This window comes from Bradyrhizobium sp. UFLA05-153 (assembly GCF_054185185.1).
The window spans coordinates 107,738-126,943 of sequence record NZ_JBBIAM010000003.1; the positions used below are offsets into that span (position 1 = coordinate 107,738).

The 19,206-nt window shown below is 66.5% G+C and carries 12 protein-coding genes; 11 read left to right on the forward strand and 1 reads right to left on the reverse strand.

The features are described from left to right. The first annotated feature begins 349 nt into the window (after positions 1-349). Positions 350-1,093 carry a nucleotide-binding protein gene (locus tag Q2941_RS03180; protein ID WP_458191636.1) on the forward strand — a complete coding sequence of 248 codons (744 nt, stop codon included), beginning with the start codon at positions 350-352 and terminating at the stop codon, positions 1,091-1,093. Positions 1,094-1,363: 270 nt separating this feature from the next. Here Q2941_RS03180 and mutM read toward each other — a convergent pair whose 3' ends face one another. After that, on the reverse strand, positions 1,364-2,245 hold the full coding sequence (gene mutM / locus Q2941_RS03185; protein ID WP_027528306.1) for a bifunctional DNA-formamidopyrimidine glycosylase/DNA-(apurinic or apyrimidinic site) lyase: 882 nt from the start codon (positions 2,243-2,245) through the stop codon (positions 1,364-1,366). Positions 2,246-2,326: 81 nt separating this feature from the next. Between mutM and ubiE the strand changes: the two genes are divergently transcribed. The 10 genes from ubiE to addA all read left to right on the forward strand — a co-directional run bounded on the left by ubiE (position 2,327) and on the right by addA (position 19,144). Further along, entirely contained in the window at positions 2,327-3,088 is a 762-nt protein-coding gene (ubiE, locus tag Q2941_RS03190; RefSeq protein WP_027528305.1) for a bifunctional demethylmenaquinone methyltransferase/2-methoxy-6-polyprenyl-1,4-benzoquinol methylase UbiE, read from the forward strand. After that, the gene (gene ubiB, locus Q2941_RS03195) at positions 3,085-4,659 is read left to right on the forward strand and encodes a 2-polyprenylphenol 6-hydroxylase (RefSeq protein WP_254109761.1); all 1,575 of its coding nucleotides are present in this window, start codon (positions 3,085-3,087) and stop codon (positions 4,657-4,659) included. The genes ubiE and ubiB overlap by 4 nt, the downstream gene beginning before the upstream one ends. 55 nt (positions 4,660-4,714) lie before the next feature. Beyond that, complete coding sequence (gene coaBC, locus Q2941_RS03200; RefSeq protein WP_458191637.1) at positions 4,715-6,166, forward strand: bifunctional phosphopantothenoylcysteine decarboxylase/phosphopantothenate--cysteine ligase CoaBC; 1,452 nt, start codon at positions 4,715-4,717, stop codon at positions 6,164-6,166. Further along, positions 6,163-6,621: a dUTP diphosphatase gene (gene dut / locus Q2941_RS03205; protein WP_458191638.1), complete on the forward strand. Its 459-nt coding sequence runs from the start codon at positions 6,163-6,165 to the stop codon at positions 6,619-6,621. Before coaBC ends, dut begins: the two co-directional genes overlap by 4 nt. A gap of 373 nt (positions 6,622-6,994) precedes the next feature. Then, positions 6,995-9,499: a PAS domain-containing sensor histidine kinase gene (locus tag Q2941_RS03210; RefSeq protein WP_027528301.1), complete on the forward strand. Its 2,505-nt coding sequence runs from the start codon at positions 6,995-6,997 to the stop codon at positions 9,497-9,499. Then, positions 9,496-11,019 (forward strand): tRNA (adenosine(37)-N6)-threonylcarbamoyltransferase complex ATPase subunit type 1 TsaE, encoded by a 1,524-nt coding sequence (gene tsaE / locus Q2941_RS03215; RefSeq protein ID WP_458191639.1) that lies wholly within the window; start codon positions 9,496-9,498, stop codon positions 11,017-11,019. Before Q2941_RS03210 ends, tsaE begins: the two co-directional genes overlap by 4 nt. 77 nt (positions 11,020-11,096) lie before the next feature. Continuing rightward, positions 11,097-11,414: a pilus assembly protein PilZ gene (locus Q2941_RS03220; protein ID WP_027528299.1), complete on the forward strand. Its 318-nt coding sequence runs from the start codon at positions 11,097-11,099 to the stop codon at positions 11,412-11,414. Positions 11,415-11,527: 113 nt separating this feature from the next. Then, complete coding sequence (locus Q2941_RS03225; RefSeq protein WP_027528298.1) at positions 11,528-12,250, forward strand: nucleotidyltransferase family protein; 723 nt, start codon at positions 11,528-11,530, stop codon at positions 12,248-12,250. Between the two features lie 244 nt (positions 12,251-12,494). Then, complete coding sequence (gene addB, locus Q2941_RS03230) at positions 12,495-15,641, forward strand: double-strand break repair protein AddB (RefSeq protein ID WP_458191640.1); 3,147 nt, start codon at positions 12,495-12,497, stop codon at positions 15,639-15,641. Then, the gene (addA, locus tag Q2941_RS03235; protein ID WP_458191641.1) at positions 15,635-19,144 is read left to right on the forward strand and encodes a double-strand break repair helicase AddA; all 3,510 of its coding nucleotides are present in this window, start codon (positions 15,635-15,637) and stop codon (positions 19,142-19,144) included. Before addB ends, addA begins: the two co-directional genes overlap by 7 nt. Positions 19,145-19,206 lie beyond the last annotated feature (62 nt).

Consider the following 19,206-nt stretch of genomic DNA (forward strand, 5'->3'; position numbering starts at 1 on the left):
TTCTTCTCTCGTGTCCCGGACAAGACGCGGCATGAAATGCCGCGCCGCCGAGCCGGAACCCATGCATTCCCAACTGAGCAATTGGCTTCTGGGCCCCGGCTCAGCAGCGCACCGCTGGCGCGCTGCGCTGCGTCCGGGGCACGAGCGGTACGTACGACTACGGATTCAGTATTGCTACGGATTCGCCGGAATCCCAGATTCCGCCATCATCATACCGTTGATTCGGACATCCGCGATCCCCTTTGGATCGGGCCGGGCACGTCCTGAGCGAGAAGAGCTCAGCATCACCATCGATGCACGTTCGCGTGGCGTTACCCGAGACCCGAGCATTCCAGAGGATTCAACATCTATGCATACTATCGTACTGGCCACCCAAAAGGGTGGCAGTGGCAAGAGCACCCTTGCCATCGGCCTCGCGCTGGCCGCCCGGCAGGCCGGATTCAGCGTTCGCCTGATCGAGACCGACCCGCAGGGCACGCTGTCGAACTGGCAGCGCCGCCGCACCACGGCTGATCCCGTGGTCGAACCGATCTACCAGGCCTCCAACATCGAGCCACGTTTGAAGATGCTGGCGGCGAGCGGCCTGCAGCTCGCGATCGTCGACACCGCGGCCGGCCTCAGCGCCGCGACCACCGCTGCAATTCGCCATTCCGACCTGTGCCTGATCCCGGCCCGGCCCACGGTCGCTGACATCGAGGCTACCGCCTCGACGCTCAGCGTCGCCCGCGCCTGGAAACGGCCCTTCGGCTTCGTGCTGAACCAGACACCGATCCGCGGCCAGCGCATCGACAATGCGGCCAATACGCTCGGCGAGGAAGCCGCGCTCGAGCTCGCCGACGTGCTCGCGCGCCCGCTGATCGTAATGCGCAACGATCACCAGGACTCACTTGCCGCCGGCCTTGCGGTCAACGAATTTGCGCCCGGCGGCAAGTCGGCCGCCGAGATCCGCGGGCTCTGGCATTGGATCGAGACCCGGCTCAACCTCGCGACGACGACCAATCTGCTGATCGATCAGGTCATCTCGGCCGCCGACGGAATGTTGCACGCCGCCGCAGAGATCACGTCGAAGGGCACAGCCACACTGGCGTCCTGAGCGGGGCGATCGCTCAGACGACAGCGGGGCTCCCCGTTTTCCGGTAGCAGGGCGCCCAAGCTGCGAAGCAATCCGCCCACCAGCCCGGCCGGATTGCTTCGCTTCGCCATTCGAAGGCTTCATCCGCCCCGTCATTGCGAGCGCAGCGAAGCAATCCAGAATCTTTCCGCGGTGACAGTCTGGATTGCTTCGCTGCGCTCGCAATGACGCTCGTGGTGGGTTCGTCAGCCGCGCAGAGACTCACGGCTTTCTCGGCCGCGAGCTTGATCCTCACTTCTGACATTTCGGGCACCAGAACGTCGATCGTCCGTTCTGGGTGAAGCGCTTCACGATGCCGCCGCAGCCCGGCGTCTTGCAGGGCTCGCCTTCGCGATCATAGACCTTGAACGAATGCTGGAAGTAGCCGAGCTCGCCGGTGGTCTGGCGATGATCGCGCAGGCTCGAGCCGCCCGCCTTGATGGCGTCGTTGAGCACGGCATGGATCGCGCCGACCAGCCGCTTGGCATGATCGGTCGGCTCCTCCTTTCGCGTGGCAAGCGTGGCGGCGATCCGGCGCGGCGACAGATGCGAGCGATGCAGCGCCTCGCAGACATAGATGTTGCCAAGCCCCGCCACCACACGCTGGTCGAGCAGCGCGGCCTTCAGGCTGGTCTTCTTGCCGGCGCAGGACTGCGCCAGCATCGCGGCGTCGAATTCGTTGCCGAGCGGCTCGGGGCCGAGCCCGCGCAACAGCGGCTCGTCCTCGAGCGCGTTGCGCGCGATCACTTTCATGTAACCGAAGCGGCGCGGATCGTTGAACACGATGTCGGCGCCCGAGGACATGCGAAACAGCACGTGGTCGTGCGAGGAGTCCTTGCCCCTGGGATAGTGAAATTCTCCCGGTGACTTTTCATCATTGGGCTTGATCACGCGGAATGAGCCGGACATGCCGAGATGCATCAACAGCACGTCGCCGGAGGCGAGATCGGCCATGAGATATTTTGCGCGCCTGCCGAGCCCGGTGACCACCTGGCCCTGGAGCCGTGCCACGAAATCCGGCTGAAAGGGAAAGCGCAAATCGGCCCTGCGGGCCTCTGCCTTGACGATTTTGGCGCCTTCCATGACGGGCTGGAGGCCGCGGCGGACGGTCTCGACTTCGGGCAATTCAGGCATGGTCAGGCATTCACCTTATGAGGGCGGTGTGATAGCGCCATTGCGGCGGCCGCGCTATGGTCCGCCTCGTGGAGTAGAGTAATGGATCGGCCGGGCGAAACCACGCATTTTGGCTTCAGGGACGTCCCCCTGAGCGACAAGCAGACGCTGGTGAACGATGTGTTTCACAGCGTCGCCTCGCGCTATGACCTGATGAACGACCTGATGTCCGGTGGCCTGCACCGGGTCTGGAAGGACATCATGATCAACGCGCTCGATCCGCCGCGGAGTGACCGGCCGTTCGCGCTGCTCGACGTCGCCGGCGGCACCGGCGATATTTCCTTCCGTGCCGCCAAGGCGGCAGGCTCCGGCTTTCATGCCACGGTCTGCGACATCAACGCCAACATGCTGGCCGTGGGACGCGAGCGCGCAGAGAAGCGGCATCTCGACACCCAGGTCGACTTCGTCGAGGGCAATGCCGAAGCGCTCGCCTTTGCCGATCGCAGCTTCGACGCATATACGATCGCTTTCGGAATCCGCAACGTGCCGCGGATCGATCTCGCACTTGGCGAGGCCTATCGGGTGCTGAAGCCCGGCAGCCGCTTCCTGTGCCTGGAGTTCTCCACGGTCGAGATGCCCGGGCTCGATCGTCTCTATGACCTGTTCTCGTTCAAGGTGATTCCGCCGCTTGGCCGCATGGTCACGGGCGATGCCGAATCGTATCAGTATCTCGTCGAGTCCATCCGCAAATTCCCCAAGCCGAACGCCTTCGCCGACATGATCCGCGCGGCCGGCTTCTCCCGCGTGAGCTGGCAGACCCTGTCCGGCGGCATCGTCGCATTGCATTCAGGCTGGCGTTTGTGATCTCTGCCATTACCCACATTGCGCGTCTTGCCCGCGCCGCGATCGTGTTTGCGCGCGAGGGCGTGTTCGGCGCCGTCGATCCGAGCCTGGTGCCGCCGCCTGGACAACTCGCCCTGAAGCTTGCCCGCCTCGTCGAACGGCGCGGCCCAAAGCACGGACCGCGGCTGTCGCGCGCGCTGACCCGGATGGGCCCGGCCTATCTCAAGCTCGGCCAGTTCCTGGCAACACGCCCGGACGTCGTCGGCGTCGTCATGGCGCGCGACCTTGAAAGCCTCCAGGATCGCCTGCCGCCGTTTTCGCAAGCTGAGGCGGAAGCCGCGATCGCGACATCGCTGGAGCGTCCTCTGACGGAGGTGTTCGCGAGCTTCGGCCCGCCCGTTGCGGCGGCCTCGATCGCGCAGGTGCATCGTGGCGAGGTGGTACGCGACGGCGTGCGCAAGGCGGTCGCGATCAAGGTGCTGCGACCCAACGTCGCCGCGCGCTTCCGACGCGACCTCTCCGATTTCTTCTTCGTCGCACACAAGGCTGAGACCTATTCGGCGGAAGCACGCCGCCTGCGCCTCGTCGAGGTCATCAACACCATGTCGCGCTCGGTCGCGATGGAGATGGACCTGCGGCTGGAAGCGGCCGCGCTGTCGGAGATGGCGGAGAACACGCAGGGCGATCCGGATTTCCGTGTGCCCACGGTCGATTGGGATCGCACCACGCACAACGTGCTGACGATGGAGTGGATCGACGGCATCGCGCTGAACGACCACGTGCGCCTGCAGGGGGCCCATGTCGACCTGCCCGACCTCGGCCGCAAGGTCATCCAGAGCTTTCTGCGCCACGCGCTGCGCGACGGCTTTTTTCATGCCGACATGCATCCGGGAAATATGTTCCTGGACGATGCGGGACATCTCGTCGCGGTCGATTTCGGCATCATGGGCCGGCTCGGCCTGAAGGAGCGGCGCTTCCTCGCCGAAATCCTGCTCGGCTTCATCACCCGCGACTATCGCCGCGTGGCGGAGGTGCATTTCGAGGCGGGCTACGTGCCCTCGCACCATTCGGTCGAGAACTTTGCACAGGCGATCCGCGCCATCGGCGAGCCGATCCACAACCGCACCGCCGAAGAAATCTCGATGGCGAAGCTGTTGACGCTTTTGCTCGAGGTCACCGGCCTGTTCGACATGCAGACCAGACCCGAGCTGATCCTGCTGCAAAAGACCATGGTGGTGGTCGAGGGCGTCGCGCGCGGCTTCGATCCCAAGCTCGACATCTGGAAAACCGCCGATCCCGTGGTGCGCGAGTGGATCGCGCAAAATCTCGGCCCGGTCGGCCGCATCCAGGGCGCGATGTCCGGCGCCGGCGAGCTCGGCCGGGTGCTGGCGGGACTGCCTGCAATCGCGAGCCGCGCCGTGACAGTGCTCGAGCAGCTGGAAACCATGACCCGCGAAGGCCACATGCTGTCGTCGGACACGATCGAGGAAATGGCCCGCGCGGAGGGCCGCAAAGCTCGGTGGCAGACGATTGGCCTTTGGGTCATTGCCCTCGCCCTGGTCGGAATCCTGCTCGCCATCCGAGGGAATTGATTGCAATGCATTCATGATGTGATAGCATTGCCATCATTCCCTGCTGGAGGGCGTCATGGCCAGCCTGACCATCCGCAAGCTCGACGAAGGCGTCAAAACCTATTTGCGCCTGCGCTCGGCCAAGAACCGCAGGTCGGTCGAGGAAGAGGTCCGGGTCATCCTGCGGGAGCTGATCGAGGGCCGCGAGGAGCCGCTGACGCCGTTCGCGGCGCCGCCCGCGGCGTCTCCCGCTCCCCCATCCCCGCGCACCGGCGCCGTGGCCGAGGCCAGCGTCACCCTGATCATCGGCGGCGGGATCGCAGCCTACAAGTCGCTCGACCTGATCCGCCGGCTCAAGGAGCGGCGCGTCGACGTCCGCTGCGTGCTGACCAAGGCCGCGCAGCAATTCGTCACGCCACTGGCGGCAAGCGCGCTCTCCCATGAGCGTGTCTATACCGACCTGTTCGATCCCCAGAGCGAGTTCGACGCCGGCCATATTCGCCTCGCGCGCGACTGCGACCTGATCGTGGTGGCGCCGGCGACCGCCGATCTGATGGCCAAGATGGCATGCGGTCATGCCGACGATCTCGCCAGCGCCGTCCTGCTCGCCACCAACCGAAAGATCCTGCTGGCGCCGGCGATGAATCCGCTGATGTGGAATAACGCCGCGACACGCCGCAACGTGGCGCAACTCCAGCGCGACGGCGTGGTGATGATCGGCCCCAACGCCGGCGAGATGGCGGAAGCGGGCGAGGCCGGCGTCGGCCGGATGTCCGAGGCCATCGAGATCGCCGTCGCCGCCGAGCGCCTGCTGCGGCCGCCGGTGCCGCGGCCGCTCGCGGGCAAGCGCGTGCTGATCACCGCGGGGCCAACCCACGAGCCGATCGATCCGGTGCGCTACATTGCCAACCGCTCCTCCGGCAAGCAGGGCTTTGCCATTGCCGCCGCCGCGCAGGCCGCAGGCGCCGAGGTGATCCTGGTGAGCGGCCCGGTCGACCTCAACGATCCCGACGGCGTCACGGTCAAGCACGTGGAATCGGCCCGGCAGATGCTGGAGCATGTGCAGGCCTCGCTTCCGGTCGATATCGCCATCTTCGCCGCAGCGGTTGCCGACTGGCGGGTCGCCAATGAGGGCGAGCAGAAGCTGAAGAAGACGTCGGCCGGCATGCCGCCGCTTCAACTCGTCGAAAACCCCGACATCCTCGCCACGATCTCGAAACTCAGCGACAAGCGTCCGCCGCTGGTGATCGGCTTTGCCGCCGAAACCGAGCATCTCATCGACAACGCCAAGGCCAAGCTCGCGCGCAAGGGCTGCGACTGGATCGTTGCCAACGACGTCTCGCCGGCAACTGGCGTGATGGGCGGCGACCGCAACACCGTGCATCTGCTCAGCCGCAAAAGCGGTGGGGAGGACGGCGAGATTGCGGTTGATTCCTGGCCGGTGATGACCAAGGAACAGGTCGCCACCGAGCTGATCGCTCATGTCGTAAAGAGCGTGGCCGACAAATCCCTGGAGCCCGCATCTTGAGCACGAAGGTCACCGTCGAACTGCAACGCTTGGGCCATGCCGAAGGCCTGCCGCTGCCGGCCTACCAGACGGCCGAGGCCGCCGGCCTCGACCTGATGGCCGCCGTTCCCGAGGGCGAACCTCTGACGCTCGCCGCCGGCAAACACGCCCTGGTGCCGACGGGACTCGCGATCGCATTGCCGGCCGGATACGAGGCGCAGGTGCGGCCCCGCTCGGGCCTTGCCGCCAAGCACGGCGTCACCGTGCTGAACTCGCCCGGAACGATCGATGCGGACTATCGCGGCGAGATCAAGGTGATCCTGATCAATCACGGCGATACGCCGTTCGTGATCAAGCGCGGCGAGCGCATCGCGCAAATGGTGATCGCACCTGTCGTTCAGGCCAGTCTGGTTCCCGTCACCACGCTGTCGGCGACGGATCGCGGCGCCGGCGGCTTCGGCTCCACCGGACGCTGACACAGCCGCGAGTTGGCTTCACCTCTCCCGCTTGCGGGAGAGGTCGCGGAGCGAAGCGACGCGGGTGAGGGCTCTTTCCTCATTGGGAATCTCTCTGCGGAGACACCCTCTCCCCAACCCTCTCCCGCAAGCGGGAGAGGGAGCGCACCACCATCGCGGCGGCCAGCGTGACACGCTAACACGTGGCAACTCCAGCCGAATCAGCCGCAGGACTACATGGACCTGGAACCGCGTGGCCGGCATTTTTTTGGGGCCACCTTTGCGTTCACGATCTGGACTCTTACCGGTCGAGTCACGAAGGGGATATTGTCTCTTGATTCGCGCGCGGCGGGGGAAATCGCCGGGTGCAAATTCGTGCGGTCTTGGGGCAATGATGTCAGGCGTGATCGTGTCGATGCGTCGGACGCTGCTGTCGTGCACGTCGTTGGCGCGCAACGGCCTGATCGGTGGCGCTCTTGCGGCGCTCCTGCCGGCTGCGCCGGCGGATGCCGCCGATCTCGTCGACACACTTTCCACACTGCTGGACTTCAACCGGCAGGAAATCGCGGTGCTGGCGACCGCGCTCGCTCTGCTGGGCTTCTCGGTGGTCGCCGCGATCCTGTTGATGCGGACCCGCGTCCGCACCGCGAAGAACGAGGAGCGGTTGCAGACCCGGATCGGGGAACTGCAACTCCAGGCCGACCGCTTCGGCGCGCTGCTGTTCGCCGAGCCGCAGATCCTGATCTCCTGGCCCGCGGGCGACAATCGCGCGCAGATCTCGGGCGACATCTCCATGGTGCTGCCGCGTGACTCCTCGCCGCAGCGCGTGCTGGCGTTTGGAACCTGGCTGCCGCCGGAGCCGGCGCTGCAGATGGATCACGCGGTCGATGCGCTGCGCGAACATGGCGACGGGTTCCAGCTCAACCTGTCCACCGCGAGCGGCCGTACCCTCGAGGCGATCGGCCGCGCCATCGGCGGCCAGGCCATTGTCAGGATTCGCGAACTCTCGGGACTCCGGCGCGAGCTCGCCGAAACCAATCTGCGCCACAAGGCGCTGCTCGACGAGACCGAGATGCTGCGCGGCTTTGCCGCGGCTAGTCCCTGGCCGATCTGGGCCAAGAGCGCGAACGGAGCGCTCGCCTACGCCAACCCGGCCTATGTGCGGGCGACCGAAGCGGCAAGCGTCATCGATGCCCAGGAGCGCAAGCTCGAGCTCCTGGACAGCGCCGACCGCGCCGACATGGAGCGCGGGCTGAAGGACGCGGCCAGCTTCACCTCGCGCCTGCCGATCGTGATCGGCGGCGAGCGCCGCATCTATGACGTGCGTGCCGTCAATGTCGGCGACAGCAGCGTCGGCGTCGCGATCGACGCCAGCGAAGCGGATGCGCTGAGCTCGGCGCTGGTGCGGATGGCGGAGGCGCATCGCCGCACCCTCGACCAGCTCTCCTCCGGCGTTGCCGTGTTCGACGGACAGCGGCGGCTCGCCTTCTACAACGACTCCTATCGCCGGCTCTGGGATCTCGACCGTACCTTCCTCGATGCCAATCCCGACGATTCCAGCGTGCTCGATCAGCTCCGCGCCGCGCGCAAGCTGCCGGAGCAGCCGGATTTCCGCGCCTGGAAGGCCAAGCTGCACGAGGCCTATCGCGCGGTCGAGACCGCCCATGACACATGGTTCCTGCCCGACGGTCGCGCGCTCTCCGTCGTCACTACGCCCAGCCCCGAAGGCGGCGTCACCTATCTGTTCGACGACGTCACCGAGAGCCTCGATCTCGCCCGCCGCTTCGACGGCCTGATCCGCGTGCAGCGCGAGACGCTGGACAGCCTCGCCGAAGGCGTCGCGGTGTTCGGCAGCAACGGCAAGGTCCAGTTGTCGAACCCGGCCTTCGCGCGGATGTGGAAGCTGTCGAACGAGGCCTTGCGCGAGCAGCCGCACATCCAGGCCGTGGAGGGCTGGTGTCAGCCGCTGTTCGACGAGGCGCATGTCTGGCGGCAGATTCGCGAGGCCATCACCTCGATCGAAAATCGCGTCGACGTGCCGCTGAAGCTGGAGCGCAAGGACGGCAGCGTCGTGAACGGCATGATCCGGCCGCTGCCCGACGGCGCCACGATGCTGACCTTCCAGGACATCACCGACACCGAGAATGTCGAGCGCGCGCTGCGCGAGCGCAACGAGGCGCTGGAAGCCGCCGACCAGATGAAGGTGGATTTCGTCCACCACGTTTCCTACGAGCTGCGCGCCCCGCTCACCACCATCATCGGCTTCGCGCACTTCCTCAGCGATCCCTCGACCGGTCCGCTGACGCCGAAGCAGGCCGAATATCTCGACTACGTCACCAAATCGACCAACGCGCTGCTCGCGCTGACCAACAACATCCTGGATCTTGCGACCATCGACGCCGGCGCGATGAAGCTCGAGCTCGGCCCGGTCGACGTCTCCAAGGCAATCGAGCTTGCCGCCGAAGGTATCCAGGACCGGCTCGCCACCGACCGCATCCGCCTCAAGGTCGAGATCGCGCCCGACGCCGGCAGCTTCATTGGCGACGAGAAGCGCGTGGTGCAGGTACTCTATAACCTGCTCGCCAACGCGGTCGGCTTCTCGCCGCAGGATTCCACCGTCGGCATCAGCGCGCGCCGCACCGAGCGCAGCGTGGTCTTCACCGTGACAGATTCCGGGCCTGGAATACCTGCCGACATGAAAGACAAGGTGTTCAACTGGTTCGAAAGCCGCTCGCAAGGCTCGCGCCATCGCGGCGCCGGTCTCGGCCTGTCGCTGGTGCGCTCCTTCGTCGAGCTGCATGGCGGCAAGGTGCGGGTGGATTCGAGCGTCGGCAAGGGCACGACCGTGACCTGCGATTTTCCGACCGACCAGGCGGCGCATCGCGACGCCGCCGAATGACCGCATCAACGACATTCTCCGTCGCGCTTTTCAACGAGACGGCGACAGCGCAGCTCATGGCCGATCTCGCACTGCTGGTCGGATCTGGCGACGTCATCACGCTCTCCGGCGATCTCGGCGCCGGCAAGACCGCCGCTGCACGCGCGATGATCCGCTATCTCGCGGACAACGAGGCGCTGGAGGTGCCGAGCCCGACCTTCACGCTGGTGCAGGGCTATGAGCTGCCGCCATATCCGGTGCTGCATGCCGATCTCTATCGCGTCGAGGACGAAGCCGAGCTCGAGGAGATCGGGCTGTCGCCGCTGCCAGATGCCACGCTCGTCCTCGTCGAATGGCCGGAGCGCGCGCCGTCCGCCTTGCCTCTGGATCGCATCGATATCGCACTCACGCATCGGCCCGCGCTCGGATCGACCGCGCGCGCGGCCGATATCACCGGCTACGGCAGGGCCGCAGCGACGGTCGCGCGGCTGAAAGCGCTGCGCGAGTTTCTCGAGAGATCCGGTTACATGGGCGCAGCGCGGCGGCGCATGAATGGCGACGCCTCGACCCGTTCCTATGCGCGGCTGATCCGCGACGACGAGATCGTCATCCTCATGAATTTTCCGCAGCGCCCCGACGGCGCCGCGATCTACAACGGAAAGTCCTACAGCGCCGCGGTGCATCTCGCCGAGAACGTAAAACCGTTCGTCGCGATCGACGAAGGCCTGCGCGCACAAGGTCTCTCAGCGCCTGTGATCCACCATTCCGATCTCGAACATGGTTTCCTGATCACGGAGGACTTTGGCAACGAGGGCGTGATCGAGGGCGATCCGCCACTCCCGATTGCCGAACGCTACGAGGTCGCGACCGACGCACTGGCCGCGCTGCACGGCAGGGCCTTGCCGGAGATATTGCCGCTGTCCGGTCATGGCGACTACGCCATTCCCGTCTTCGACACTGAGGCACTCCTGATCGAGATCGGGCTGATGCCGGAATGGTACCTCCCAGATCGCGACGCTCCGCTGAGCGAGGAGAGGCGCGCGGAATTCTTCGCGATGTGGCGTGAGCTGCTCGCAAAACCGTTGGCGGCGCCGAAGACCTGGGTGCTGCGCGATTATCACTCGCCCAATCTGATCTGGCTTGCCGACCGCACAGGCATCTCACGTCTCGGCGTGATCGACTTTCAGGACACCGTGCTCGGTCCGCAATCCTACGACGTCGTGTCGCTGCTTCAGGACGCCCGCATCGACGTGCCCGAAAGCCTCGAGCTGACGCTGCTGTCGCGCTACATCAAGGCACGCCGCGCCGGCGATGCCGGCTTCGATCCGGCGGGCTTTGCCGAGCTCTACGCCGTCATGTCGGCGCAACGGAACACGCGCCTTCTCGGCACTTTTGCGCGCCTCAACCGCCGCGACGGCAAGCCGCATTATCTGCGCCACCAGCCGCGGATCTGGACCTATCTTCAGCGCTCGCTGGCGCACCCGTCACTGGCCCATATGCGCGTCTGGTATCTCGCCAACGTTCCGCCGCCGAAGGGCTGATTTACCGGCTGTTAGCCATCGCAGCCGTAATCTCGTCCGCTGGAGGCCGCAAAGATACGGGTGGGAAGCGAGGACGCATGGCAGCGAGCACCGAACGACGCAAAGGCGATCGCGTCGTCTTCGAGCGCGGGATACCTGCCCATATGATGGGAATCGACGGGACCTGGCGGCGCGATTGCACGATGGAGGACGTCTGCGAGACCGGCGCCAAGCTCACCATCGAGGGCTCGGTCGAGGGCCTGCACCTCAAGGAATTTTTTCTGCTGCTGTCGTCCACCGGATTGGCCTACCGGCGCTGCGAGCTGGCCTGGGTCAATGGCGACCAGATCGGCGTCAACTTCCTCAAACAGGGCAACAAGCGGAAAAAGGCGCGGTCCACATCTGCGGGAGCTTGATTGCAACACCCGTCGTACAAACGTCATCCCAGGTGATTATGGCGATTTGGCCGGCTGATCCGCGTGCTAGGATTGCTGGGGCCACGAACCAGAGGTTTTCGAGAAAGTCAGGCATGTCCGTCAAACCGACCAAAGCGATGGTGCTCGCAGCCGGCCTCGGCCTGCGCATGCGCCCCCTGACGGAGAAGATGCCGAAACCGCTGGTGAGCGTGGCGGGCCAGCCGCTGCTTGACCATGTGCTCGACAAGCTCGACCAGGCCGGCGTCACCGAGGCCGTGGTCAACGTGCACTATTTGCCGGATCAGATCATCGACCATGTCGCCGGCCGCAAGCGGCCGCGCGTGATCATCTCGGACGAGCGCGACCAGGTGCTCGGCACCGGCGGCGGCGTGGTCAAGGCACTGCCGTTGCTGGGCGACGCCCCGTTTTTCCACGTCAACTCCGACACGCTCTGGATCGACGGCGTGCGCTCCAACCTGGAGCGGCTCGCGGAGAATTTTGATCCGGCGCGGATGGACATCCTGTTGTTGATGGCGCCGACCGCGAGCAGCATCGGCTATGGCGGCCGCGGCGATTACTCGATGCTGCCGGACGGCACCCTGCGCGCGCGCCGCGAGCATCAGGTGGTGCCGTTTGTCTACGCAGGCGCGGCCATCATCTCGCCGTCCATATTTGCAGGCGCCCCGAAGGGCGAGTTCTCGCTGACGAAGATGTTCGACCGCGCCGGCGAGCAGGAGCGGCTGTTCGGCCTCCGCCTCGACGGCCTGTGGATGCACGTCGGCACCCCCGATGCCGTGCACGCCGCCGAAGAGGCGTTCCTGGAGAGCGTGGCTTAGCTGCTCTCGTGTCCCGGACGCAGTGCAGCGCGCAGCGATGCACTGCTGAGCCGGGACCCACACAGCCCACAGCCGTGATGACGCAACGTGGGCCCCGGCTCAGCGGCGCGTCATTTCATGCCGCGCCGCGTCCGGGGCACGAGAGCACGTGGAGTGGCGAACAGCGGGGAAGACCTCGCTTGCGCTCATGACCATTTGAAGCTGTCTCCCTATATTGGCGCCTGATCCCCGAATCAGGCAGCTCATGCGCGTCTTCACCGTTCCAGTCTCGGTTCCCTTCCTGCGCACGGTCATCGCCGCGCTGCTCGACGGCCGGCTGGTCGATGGCTTTGAGGCGCGCAAGGAACCGGCGCGGCTGGCGGATGCCACGCTCTATCTGCCGACGCGGCGCGCGATGCGCGTGGTGCGCGAGATCTTCCTGGAGGAGATGAAGACGGACGCGGTGGTGCTGCCGCGCATCGTCGCCCTCGGCGACATCGACGAGGACGAGCTCGCCTTTGCCGACGAGGCCGAGCAGTTTTCCGGCACGACACCGCTCGACATTCCGCCACGGTTGGGCGAGCTCGAACGCAGGCTGACGCTGGCGCGGCTGGTCGCAGCCTGGGCCAAAGGCGAGGTGTTGGCGCCGCTGGTGGTCGGCGGCCCCGCCTCGACACTGGCGCTCGCCTCGGATCTTGCGCGCCTCATCGACGACATGGTGACGCGCGGCGTCGACTGGAGCGCGCTCGACGGGCTCATTCCCGACCAGCTCGATCAATACTGGCAGCATTCGCTTCAGTTTCTGCGCATCGCGCGCGAGGCCTGGCCGAGCCATCTCGCCGAGATCAACCGGATCGAACCTGCAGCGCGGCGCGATCAACTGATCGCCGCAGAAGCAAAACGGCTGACCGCGCATCCCGCGGGGCCCGTGATCGCAGCGGGCTCGACCGGTTCGATGCCGGCCACCGCAAAATTCCTGCACGCGGTTGCTTCACTCCCGCATGGCGCAGTGGTGTTGCCGGGGCTCGACACCGATCTCGACGAGGACGCCTGGCGGACCATCGGCGGCGTGCGCGATGCGCTGGGCAAGTTCGCGGAACATCCCGCCTCGAACCATCCGCAATATGCCATGCACGCGCTGTTGCAGCGTTTCGGAATCAGGCGCAGCGACGTCGACATCCTCCAACCACCGGCGGAAGGTGGTCGCGATCTCCTGGCCTCCGAATCGATGCGGCCGTCAAGCGCGACCGAGAAATGGCACGACCGGCTGAAGCAGAGCGATGTCGCCGGCAAGATCGGCGCCGGCATGAAAGGGCTTGCCGTCGTCGAGGCGCCCAATCCCGAGATGGAAGCGCTCGCGATCGCGATTGCGATGCGCGAGGCGCGGCATCTCGACAAATCCGCCGCGCTGGTGACACCGGATCGCGCACTGGCCCGGCGGGTGATGGCGGCGCTCGCGCGCTGGGATCTTGCCTTCGACGATTCCGGCGGCGACGTGCTGATGGAAACCTCCGCCGGCACCTTCGCGCGCCTTGCGGCGGAAGTTGCGACGAAGGGCCTGGAGCCGCCGACCTTGCTCGCGCTGCTCAAGCATCAGCTGTGCCGGCTCGGCGCCACGTCCGGCGCGTGGACGAGCGCGATCGAAGGCTTGGAGCTCGCGGTGTTGCGCGGCACGCGCCCGCCGCCGGGAGCGGCGGGGCTCTCGCGCGAGTTCACCCGCTTCCGCGATGAGCTTGCAAAACTCTGGCGGAGCGAAGTCTCCGCGCTGCATCGGAGTGAGCCCCGCGCGCGGCTGAGGGCCGAAGACCTCGATCGCATCCAGGCGCTGATCGCAGCCTTGCAAGCTGCGCTGGCGCCGATCGAGGGCCTGGCATCGTCGAAGCCCTACGATTTCGCCGAGCTCGCGCATCGTCATCGCGAGATCCTGATCGCGCTGTCGCGCGACGAGCAGGGCGTTTCGCTTGCCTTCGAGGACCGCGAGGGACTGGCACTTGCCGCCGCCTTCGACGATCTCCTGCGCGGCGGCACGACGAGCGGGCTGGTGGTGCCGCTGCCGGATTATGTTGACGTGTTCCAGACCGCGTTCGGCGACCGCGCGGTGCGGCGGCCGGACAAGCCCGGCGCGCGGCTCCAGATCTATGGCCCGCTGGAATCGCGCCTGATGCAGGCCGACCGCATCATCGTCGGCGGGCTGATCGAAGGCGTGTGGCCGCCCTCGCCGCGCATCGATCCCTGGCTCAGCCGCCCGATGCGGCACGAGCTCGGCCTCGACCTGCCGGAGCGCCGCATCGGCCTCTCCGCGCATGACTTCGCGCAGCTGCTCGGCGCCGACGAGGTGATTCTCACCCATTCTGCCAAGGCCGGCGGCGCGCCGGCGGTGGCCTCGCGCTTCCTGCACCGGCTGGAAGCGGTTGCGGGTGATGATCACTGGAGGACCGCAAAACGCGGCGGCGAAAAATATGTCCGGTTCGCGAGCGCGCTGGACCAGCCCGACGAGGTCAAGCCGATCAAGCAGCCCGAGCCGCGGCCACCGCGCGCAACGCGGCCGCTGAAGCTGTCGGTCACCGCGATCGAGGACTGGCTGCGCGATCCCTACACGATCTACGCGAAATACATTTTGCGGCTCGATGCGCTCGATCCCGTCGACATGCCGCTCTCCGCTGCCGATCGCGGTTCTGCCATCCACGATGCGCTGGGCGAGTTCACGGAAGCCTATGCCGCGCACCTGCCGCAGGACCCAGTGCGCGTCCTGCGCGCTATCGGCGAGAAGCATTTTGCGCCGCTGATGGAGCGCCCCGAAGCGCGGGCGTTGTGGTGGCCGCGCTTTCAGCGCATCGCCCGCTGGTTTGGCGAATGGGAGCAAGCGCGGCGCGGCGCGATCGAGGCGATCAGCGCCGAGACCCGCGGCGAGATAGCAATCCGGCTCGACAATGAGCGCACGTTCTATCTCTCCGCGCGCGCCGATCGCATCGAGCAACGGCAGGGCGGCGGTTACGCGATCCTCGACTACAAGACCGGCCAGCCGCCGACCGGCAAGCAGGTGCGCATGGGATTATCGCCGCAGCTCACGCTCGAAGCAGCGATCCTGCGCGAGGGCGGCTTTCCCGGCATCGACGCCGGCTCATCCGTCAGCCAGCTTGTCTACGTTCGCCTGAGCGGCAACAATCCGCCAGGCGAAGAGCGCATTCTCGAGCTCAAGATCAAGCCGAGCGACGCGCCGCAGCCGCCGGACACCGCCGCCGCGGATGCGCGAAACAAGCTGGAAGCACTGATCCGCGCGTTCGATGACGAGAACCAGGCCTACACCTCGTTGAACCTGCCGATGTGGACCAACCGCTACGGCAGCTATGACGATCTCGCGCGCATCAAGGAATGGTCCGCCGCCGGCGGCTTGGGGATCGAGGAATGGTGAAGGCGCCGCGCCCTATCCCCGATGCCGTGCGTGCGACGCAGGCGCGCGCGTCCGACCCGACCGCATCGGCCTTCGTGTCGGCCAATGCCGGCTCGGGCAAGACGCATGTGCTGGTGCAGCGCGTGATCCGCTTGTTGCTCTCGGGCGTGCCGCCGGAAAAGATACTCTGCATCACCTTCACCAAGGCGGCGGCTGCCAACATGGCCGAGCGCGTGTTCACCACGCTCGGCCATTGGGTGACGCTGGATGACGCCGCGCTTGACGATGCGATCCGCGCCGCCGGGATCCCCTACCCCAACGCAAAACTGCGGCGCGAGGCGCGAAAGCTGTTCGCCTGCGCGCTGGAGACGCCGGGCGGCTTGAAAGTGCAGACCATCCATGCGCTTTGCACCCGCCTGCTCCAGCAGTTTCCGTTCGAGGCCAATGTTCCGGCACGTTTCGCCGTGATCGACGAGCGCGACCAGACCGACATGATGGAGCGCGCCAATCTGAAGGTGCTGCTGGAGGCCGCGCGCGACCCTGATAGCGTCACCGGCCGCGCGCTGCTGACCGCCATGGCGAACGCCGCCGACGTCACCTTCAAGGAGGTCGTGCGCGAAGCCTGCCTTAGCCGCGATCATTTCATGGCCTGGACCGACGCGGCCGGCAGCGCTGCAGCGGCTGCTGCGGAGATGGCGGCAGTGCTGGGCGTCGATGCCGCTGACCGCATGGAGGACATCGAGCTTGAAATTCTCGATGGCCCCTTCCTGCCGCGCTCGCGCTGGGACGACATCGCCTTTGCGCTGGAGGACGGCAGCAAGTCCGATAACGACCAGGCAGGGCGCTTACGCGCGGCAAAACTGTTTTCCGGCAGCGCGCAGGTCGATGCCTATCTGAGCGTCTTCCTCACCGACGAGAAGCTGCCGCGCAAGGCCGTTCTGACCAAGAAGTTCGGCGATCACAACCCCTCCGTCGCGCGCCTGTTCGAGGCCGAGGCGCAGCGTCTCGGCGGACTGATCGAGAGGCGCCGCGCGGTCACCGTGCGCGATCGCACCGAGGCTCTCCTGCATATCGCGACCGCCGCGGCGGCGAACTACCGGCGCGAAAAGCAGGAGCGCGGCCTGCTCGACTACGACGATCTCATCGACAAGACGCTGACGATGCTGAACCGCGTCAGCTCGGGCTGGGTGCATTACAAGCTCGACCGCGGCGTCGATCACGTGCTGATCGACGAGGCGCAGGACACGAGCCCGCGGCAGTGGGACATCGTTGCGCACATCATCTCCGAGTTTACCGCCGGCGAAGGCGCGCGCGAGGGACTCAACCGCACCATCTTCGCCGTCGGCGACGAGAAGCAATCGATCTTCTCGTTCCAGGGTGCCGCGCCGCACGAATTCGACGCGCGCCGGCGCGAGCTGCATCGCAAGTTCACCGCAGCCGGCCTGAAATTCGATCCCGTCGCGTTCACCTATTCGTTCCGTTCGGGTGCAACGATCCTGCACTCGGTCGACCACGTCTTCCGCGAGGCGGAGATCTACAAGAGCATCCACGCGATCGAGATCGGCCATCCCCTGCACAATGCCCTCAGCGATGCCGGCCCGAGCCTGATCGAGCTCTGGGATCTAGCGGAGGCCGACGACAGGCAGGACATCGAAGGCTGGCGCGCGCCGTTCGACGGCGTCTCCGTCACGAGCCCCGAGGTCAAGCTCGCCCGCCGCATCCAAGCCGAGATCAAGCGTCTGGTGGAGAGCGGCACGCTGACCGGGCATACCGGTGAGCGGCGTCCCCTCCGCTATGGCGACATGCTGATCCTGGTGCGGCGGCGCGGCAATGCGTTCGACGCGGTGATCCAGGCGCTGAAGCATGCCGGCGTTCCCGTCGCCGGCGCCGACCGGCTGAAGCTGACCGAGCACATCGCCATCATCGATCTGATGAACCTCGCCGATGCGCTGCTGCTGCCGCAGGATGATCTTGCGCTCGCGGTGGCGCTGAAGAGCCCGCTGTTCGGGCTCGATGATGACGACCTGTTTGCGCTCGCCTGGGACCGCAAGGGCTCGCTGCGCCGGGCGCTGGCCGAGCACGGGCGAACAAGCGAGAGATTCGCAACCGTGCAGCGCAGGCTGGAGGCCTGCGAGGCCCACGCACGCAACGAGACGCCGTTCGCCTTCTATGCCTGGCTGCTCGGCGGCGACGGGGGCCGCGCGCGCATCCTGCGGCGGCTCGGCCATGAGGCCAACGACGCGCTCGACGAGTTCCTCGAACTCGCGCTGAACTACGAGCGCAAGGCGCCGGCCTCGCTGCAAGGCTTCATGGCCTGGCTGCGCTCGGCCGATACCGAGGTGAAGCGCGACATGGAGATTTCGCGCGACGAGGTCCGCGTGATGACCGTGCACGGCGCCAAGGGCCTGGAGGCCTCCGTGGTGTTCATGGTCGACACCACCTCCTCGCCCTCGGACACGCAGCGGCTGCGGCTGATCCAGGTGCCGCGCGGCAATGGCGGCGAGGTCGTGGTGTGGGCCGGGCGGAAGGCGGACGATCCGAAACCAGTCATCGACGCGCGCAAGGCAATGCTCGAGGAGACCGAGGACGAATATCGCCGCCTGCTCTATGTCGCGATGACGCGCGCGGCGGACCGGCTGATCGTCGGCGGCTGCATGCCCGGCAACATGAACACGGTGCGAAAGCTGTGCTGGTACGACCTCGTGGACAAGGGCCTCACCGGTTCCGGCCTCGAGAGGCAGACGATCGAGACTCCGCTCGGCAAAGTGACCCGCTTTGCCCGGCCGGAGGACGTCGCGGCGCTGGGCACGCCCGCGACCTCGACCGAGGCGACCATCACCCTGCCGGACTGGCTGCGAAGCCCGGCGCCGCAAGAGATCCTCGATGACGATCCGGTGCGCCCCTCCGGCCAGGCCGCCGGGGAAGGCCGCGCGGTCTGGACGGGCGAATCGCTCCAGACCCGGGCCCTCGCATTGCAGCGCGGCACGCTGGTGCACCGGCTGCTGCAATCCCTGCCCGATATCGCCCCCGACCGGCGGCGCGAGTCTGCGCTCGGCTTCATGGCACGCAACGCCGCGGATTGGCCGGAAGCCGACCGCGCCGCGCTGGCCGACAAGGTACTCGCCTTGATCGCCGCGCCGCGTTTTGCCGCCGTGTTCGCCGCGGGCAGTCGGCCGGAGGTCGCGATCGTCGGTCGGCTCGAACGATCCGGCCGGCCGCCGGCGCTGGTGTCGGGGCAGATCGACCGGCTGGTGGTGACCCCCGAGGAGGTCCTGATCGTCGATTTCAAGACCAACCAGGTGGCGCCGAAGAGCGCCGCGGAGGCACCGGCGGCTTATGTCCGGCAGCTTGCGCTGTACCGGGCCGTGCTCTCCCGGCTTTATCCCCAAACGCCGATCAGGGCGGTCCTGCTCTGGACCGAGGCCCTTGAATATATGGAGATTTCCGCTCCCGCGCTGGACGCGGCGCTGGCATCCCTTCATGTCGGCGTGAGCGTCCTTGACCCGGCAAGGCGCCGTTCATAGGTTGACGCCATGATCTCGGGCGCGATTCCCGTCGCGCCCTTCTCTCATTGTGCGAGGTATCC

Excerpts from the sequence above, each read along its gene's own strand:
- Q2941_RS03180 (WP_458191636.1), top strand. The coding sequence starts at position 350 with ATGCATACTATCGTACTGGCCACCCAAAAGGGTGGCAGTGGCAAGAGC.
- mutM (WP_027528306.1), bottom strand. The coding sequence starts at position 2,245 with ATGCCTGAATTGCCCGAAGTCGAGACCGTCCGCCGCGGCCTCCAGCCC.
- ubiE (WP_027528305.1), top strand. The coding sequence starts at position 2,327 with ATGGATCGGCCGGGCGAAACCACGCATTTTGGCTTCAGGGACGTCCCC.
- coaBC (WP_458191637.1), top strand. The coding sequence starts at position 4,715 with ATGGCCAGCCTGACCATCCGCAAGCTCGACGAAGGCGTCAAAACCTAT.
- Q2941_RS03210 (WP_027528301.1), top strand. The coding sequence starts at position 6,995 with ATGTCAGGCGTGATCGTGTCGATGCGTCGGACGCTGCTGTCGTGCACG.
- tsaE (WP_458191639.1), top strand. The coding sequence starts at position 9,496 with ATGACCGCATCAACGACATTCTCCGTCGCGCTTTTCAACGAGACGGCG.
- Q2941_RS03220 (WP_027528299.1), top strand. The coding sequence starts at position 11,097 with ATGGCAGCGAGCACCGAACGACGCAAAGGCGATCGCGTCGTCTTCGAG.
- Q2941_RS03225 (WP_027528298.1), top strand. The coding sequence starts at position 11,528 with ATGTCCGTCAAACCGACCAAAGCGATGGTGCTCGCAGCCGGCCTCGGC.
- addB (WP_458191640.1), top strand. The coding sequence starts at position 12,495 with ATGCGCGTCTTCACCGTTCCAGTCTCGGTTCCCTTCCTGCGCACGGTC.
- addA (WP_458191641.1), top strand. The coding sequence starts at position 15,635 with ATGGTGAAGGCGCCGCGCCCTATCCCCGATGCCGTGCGTGCGACGCAG.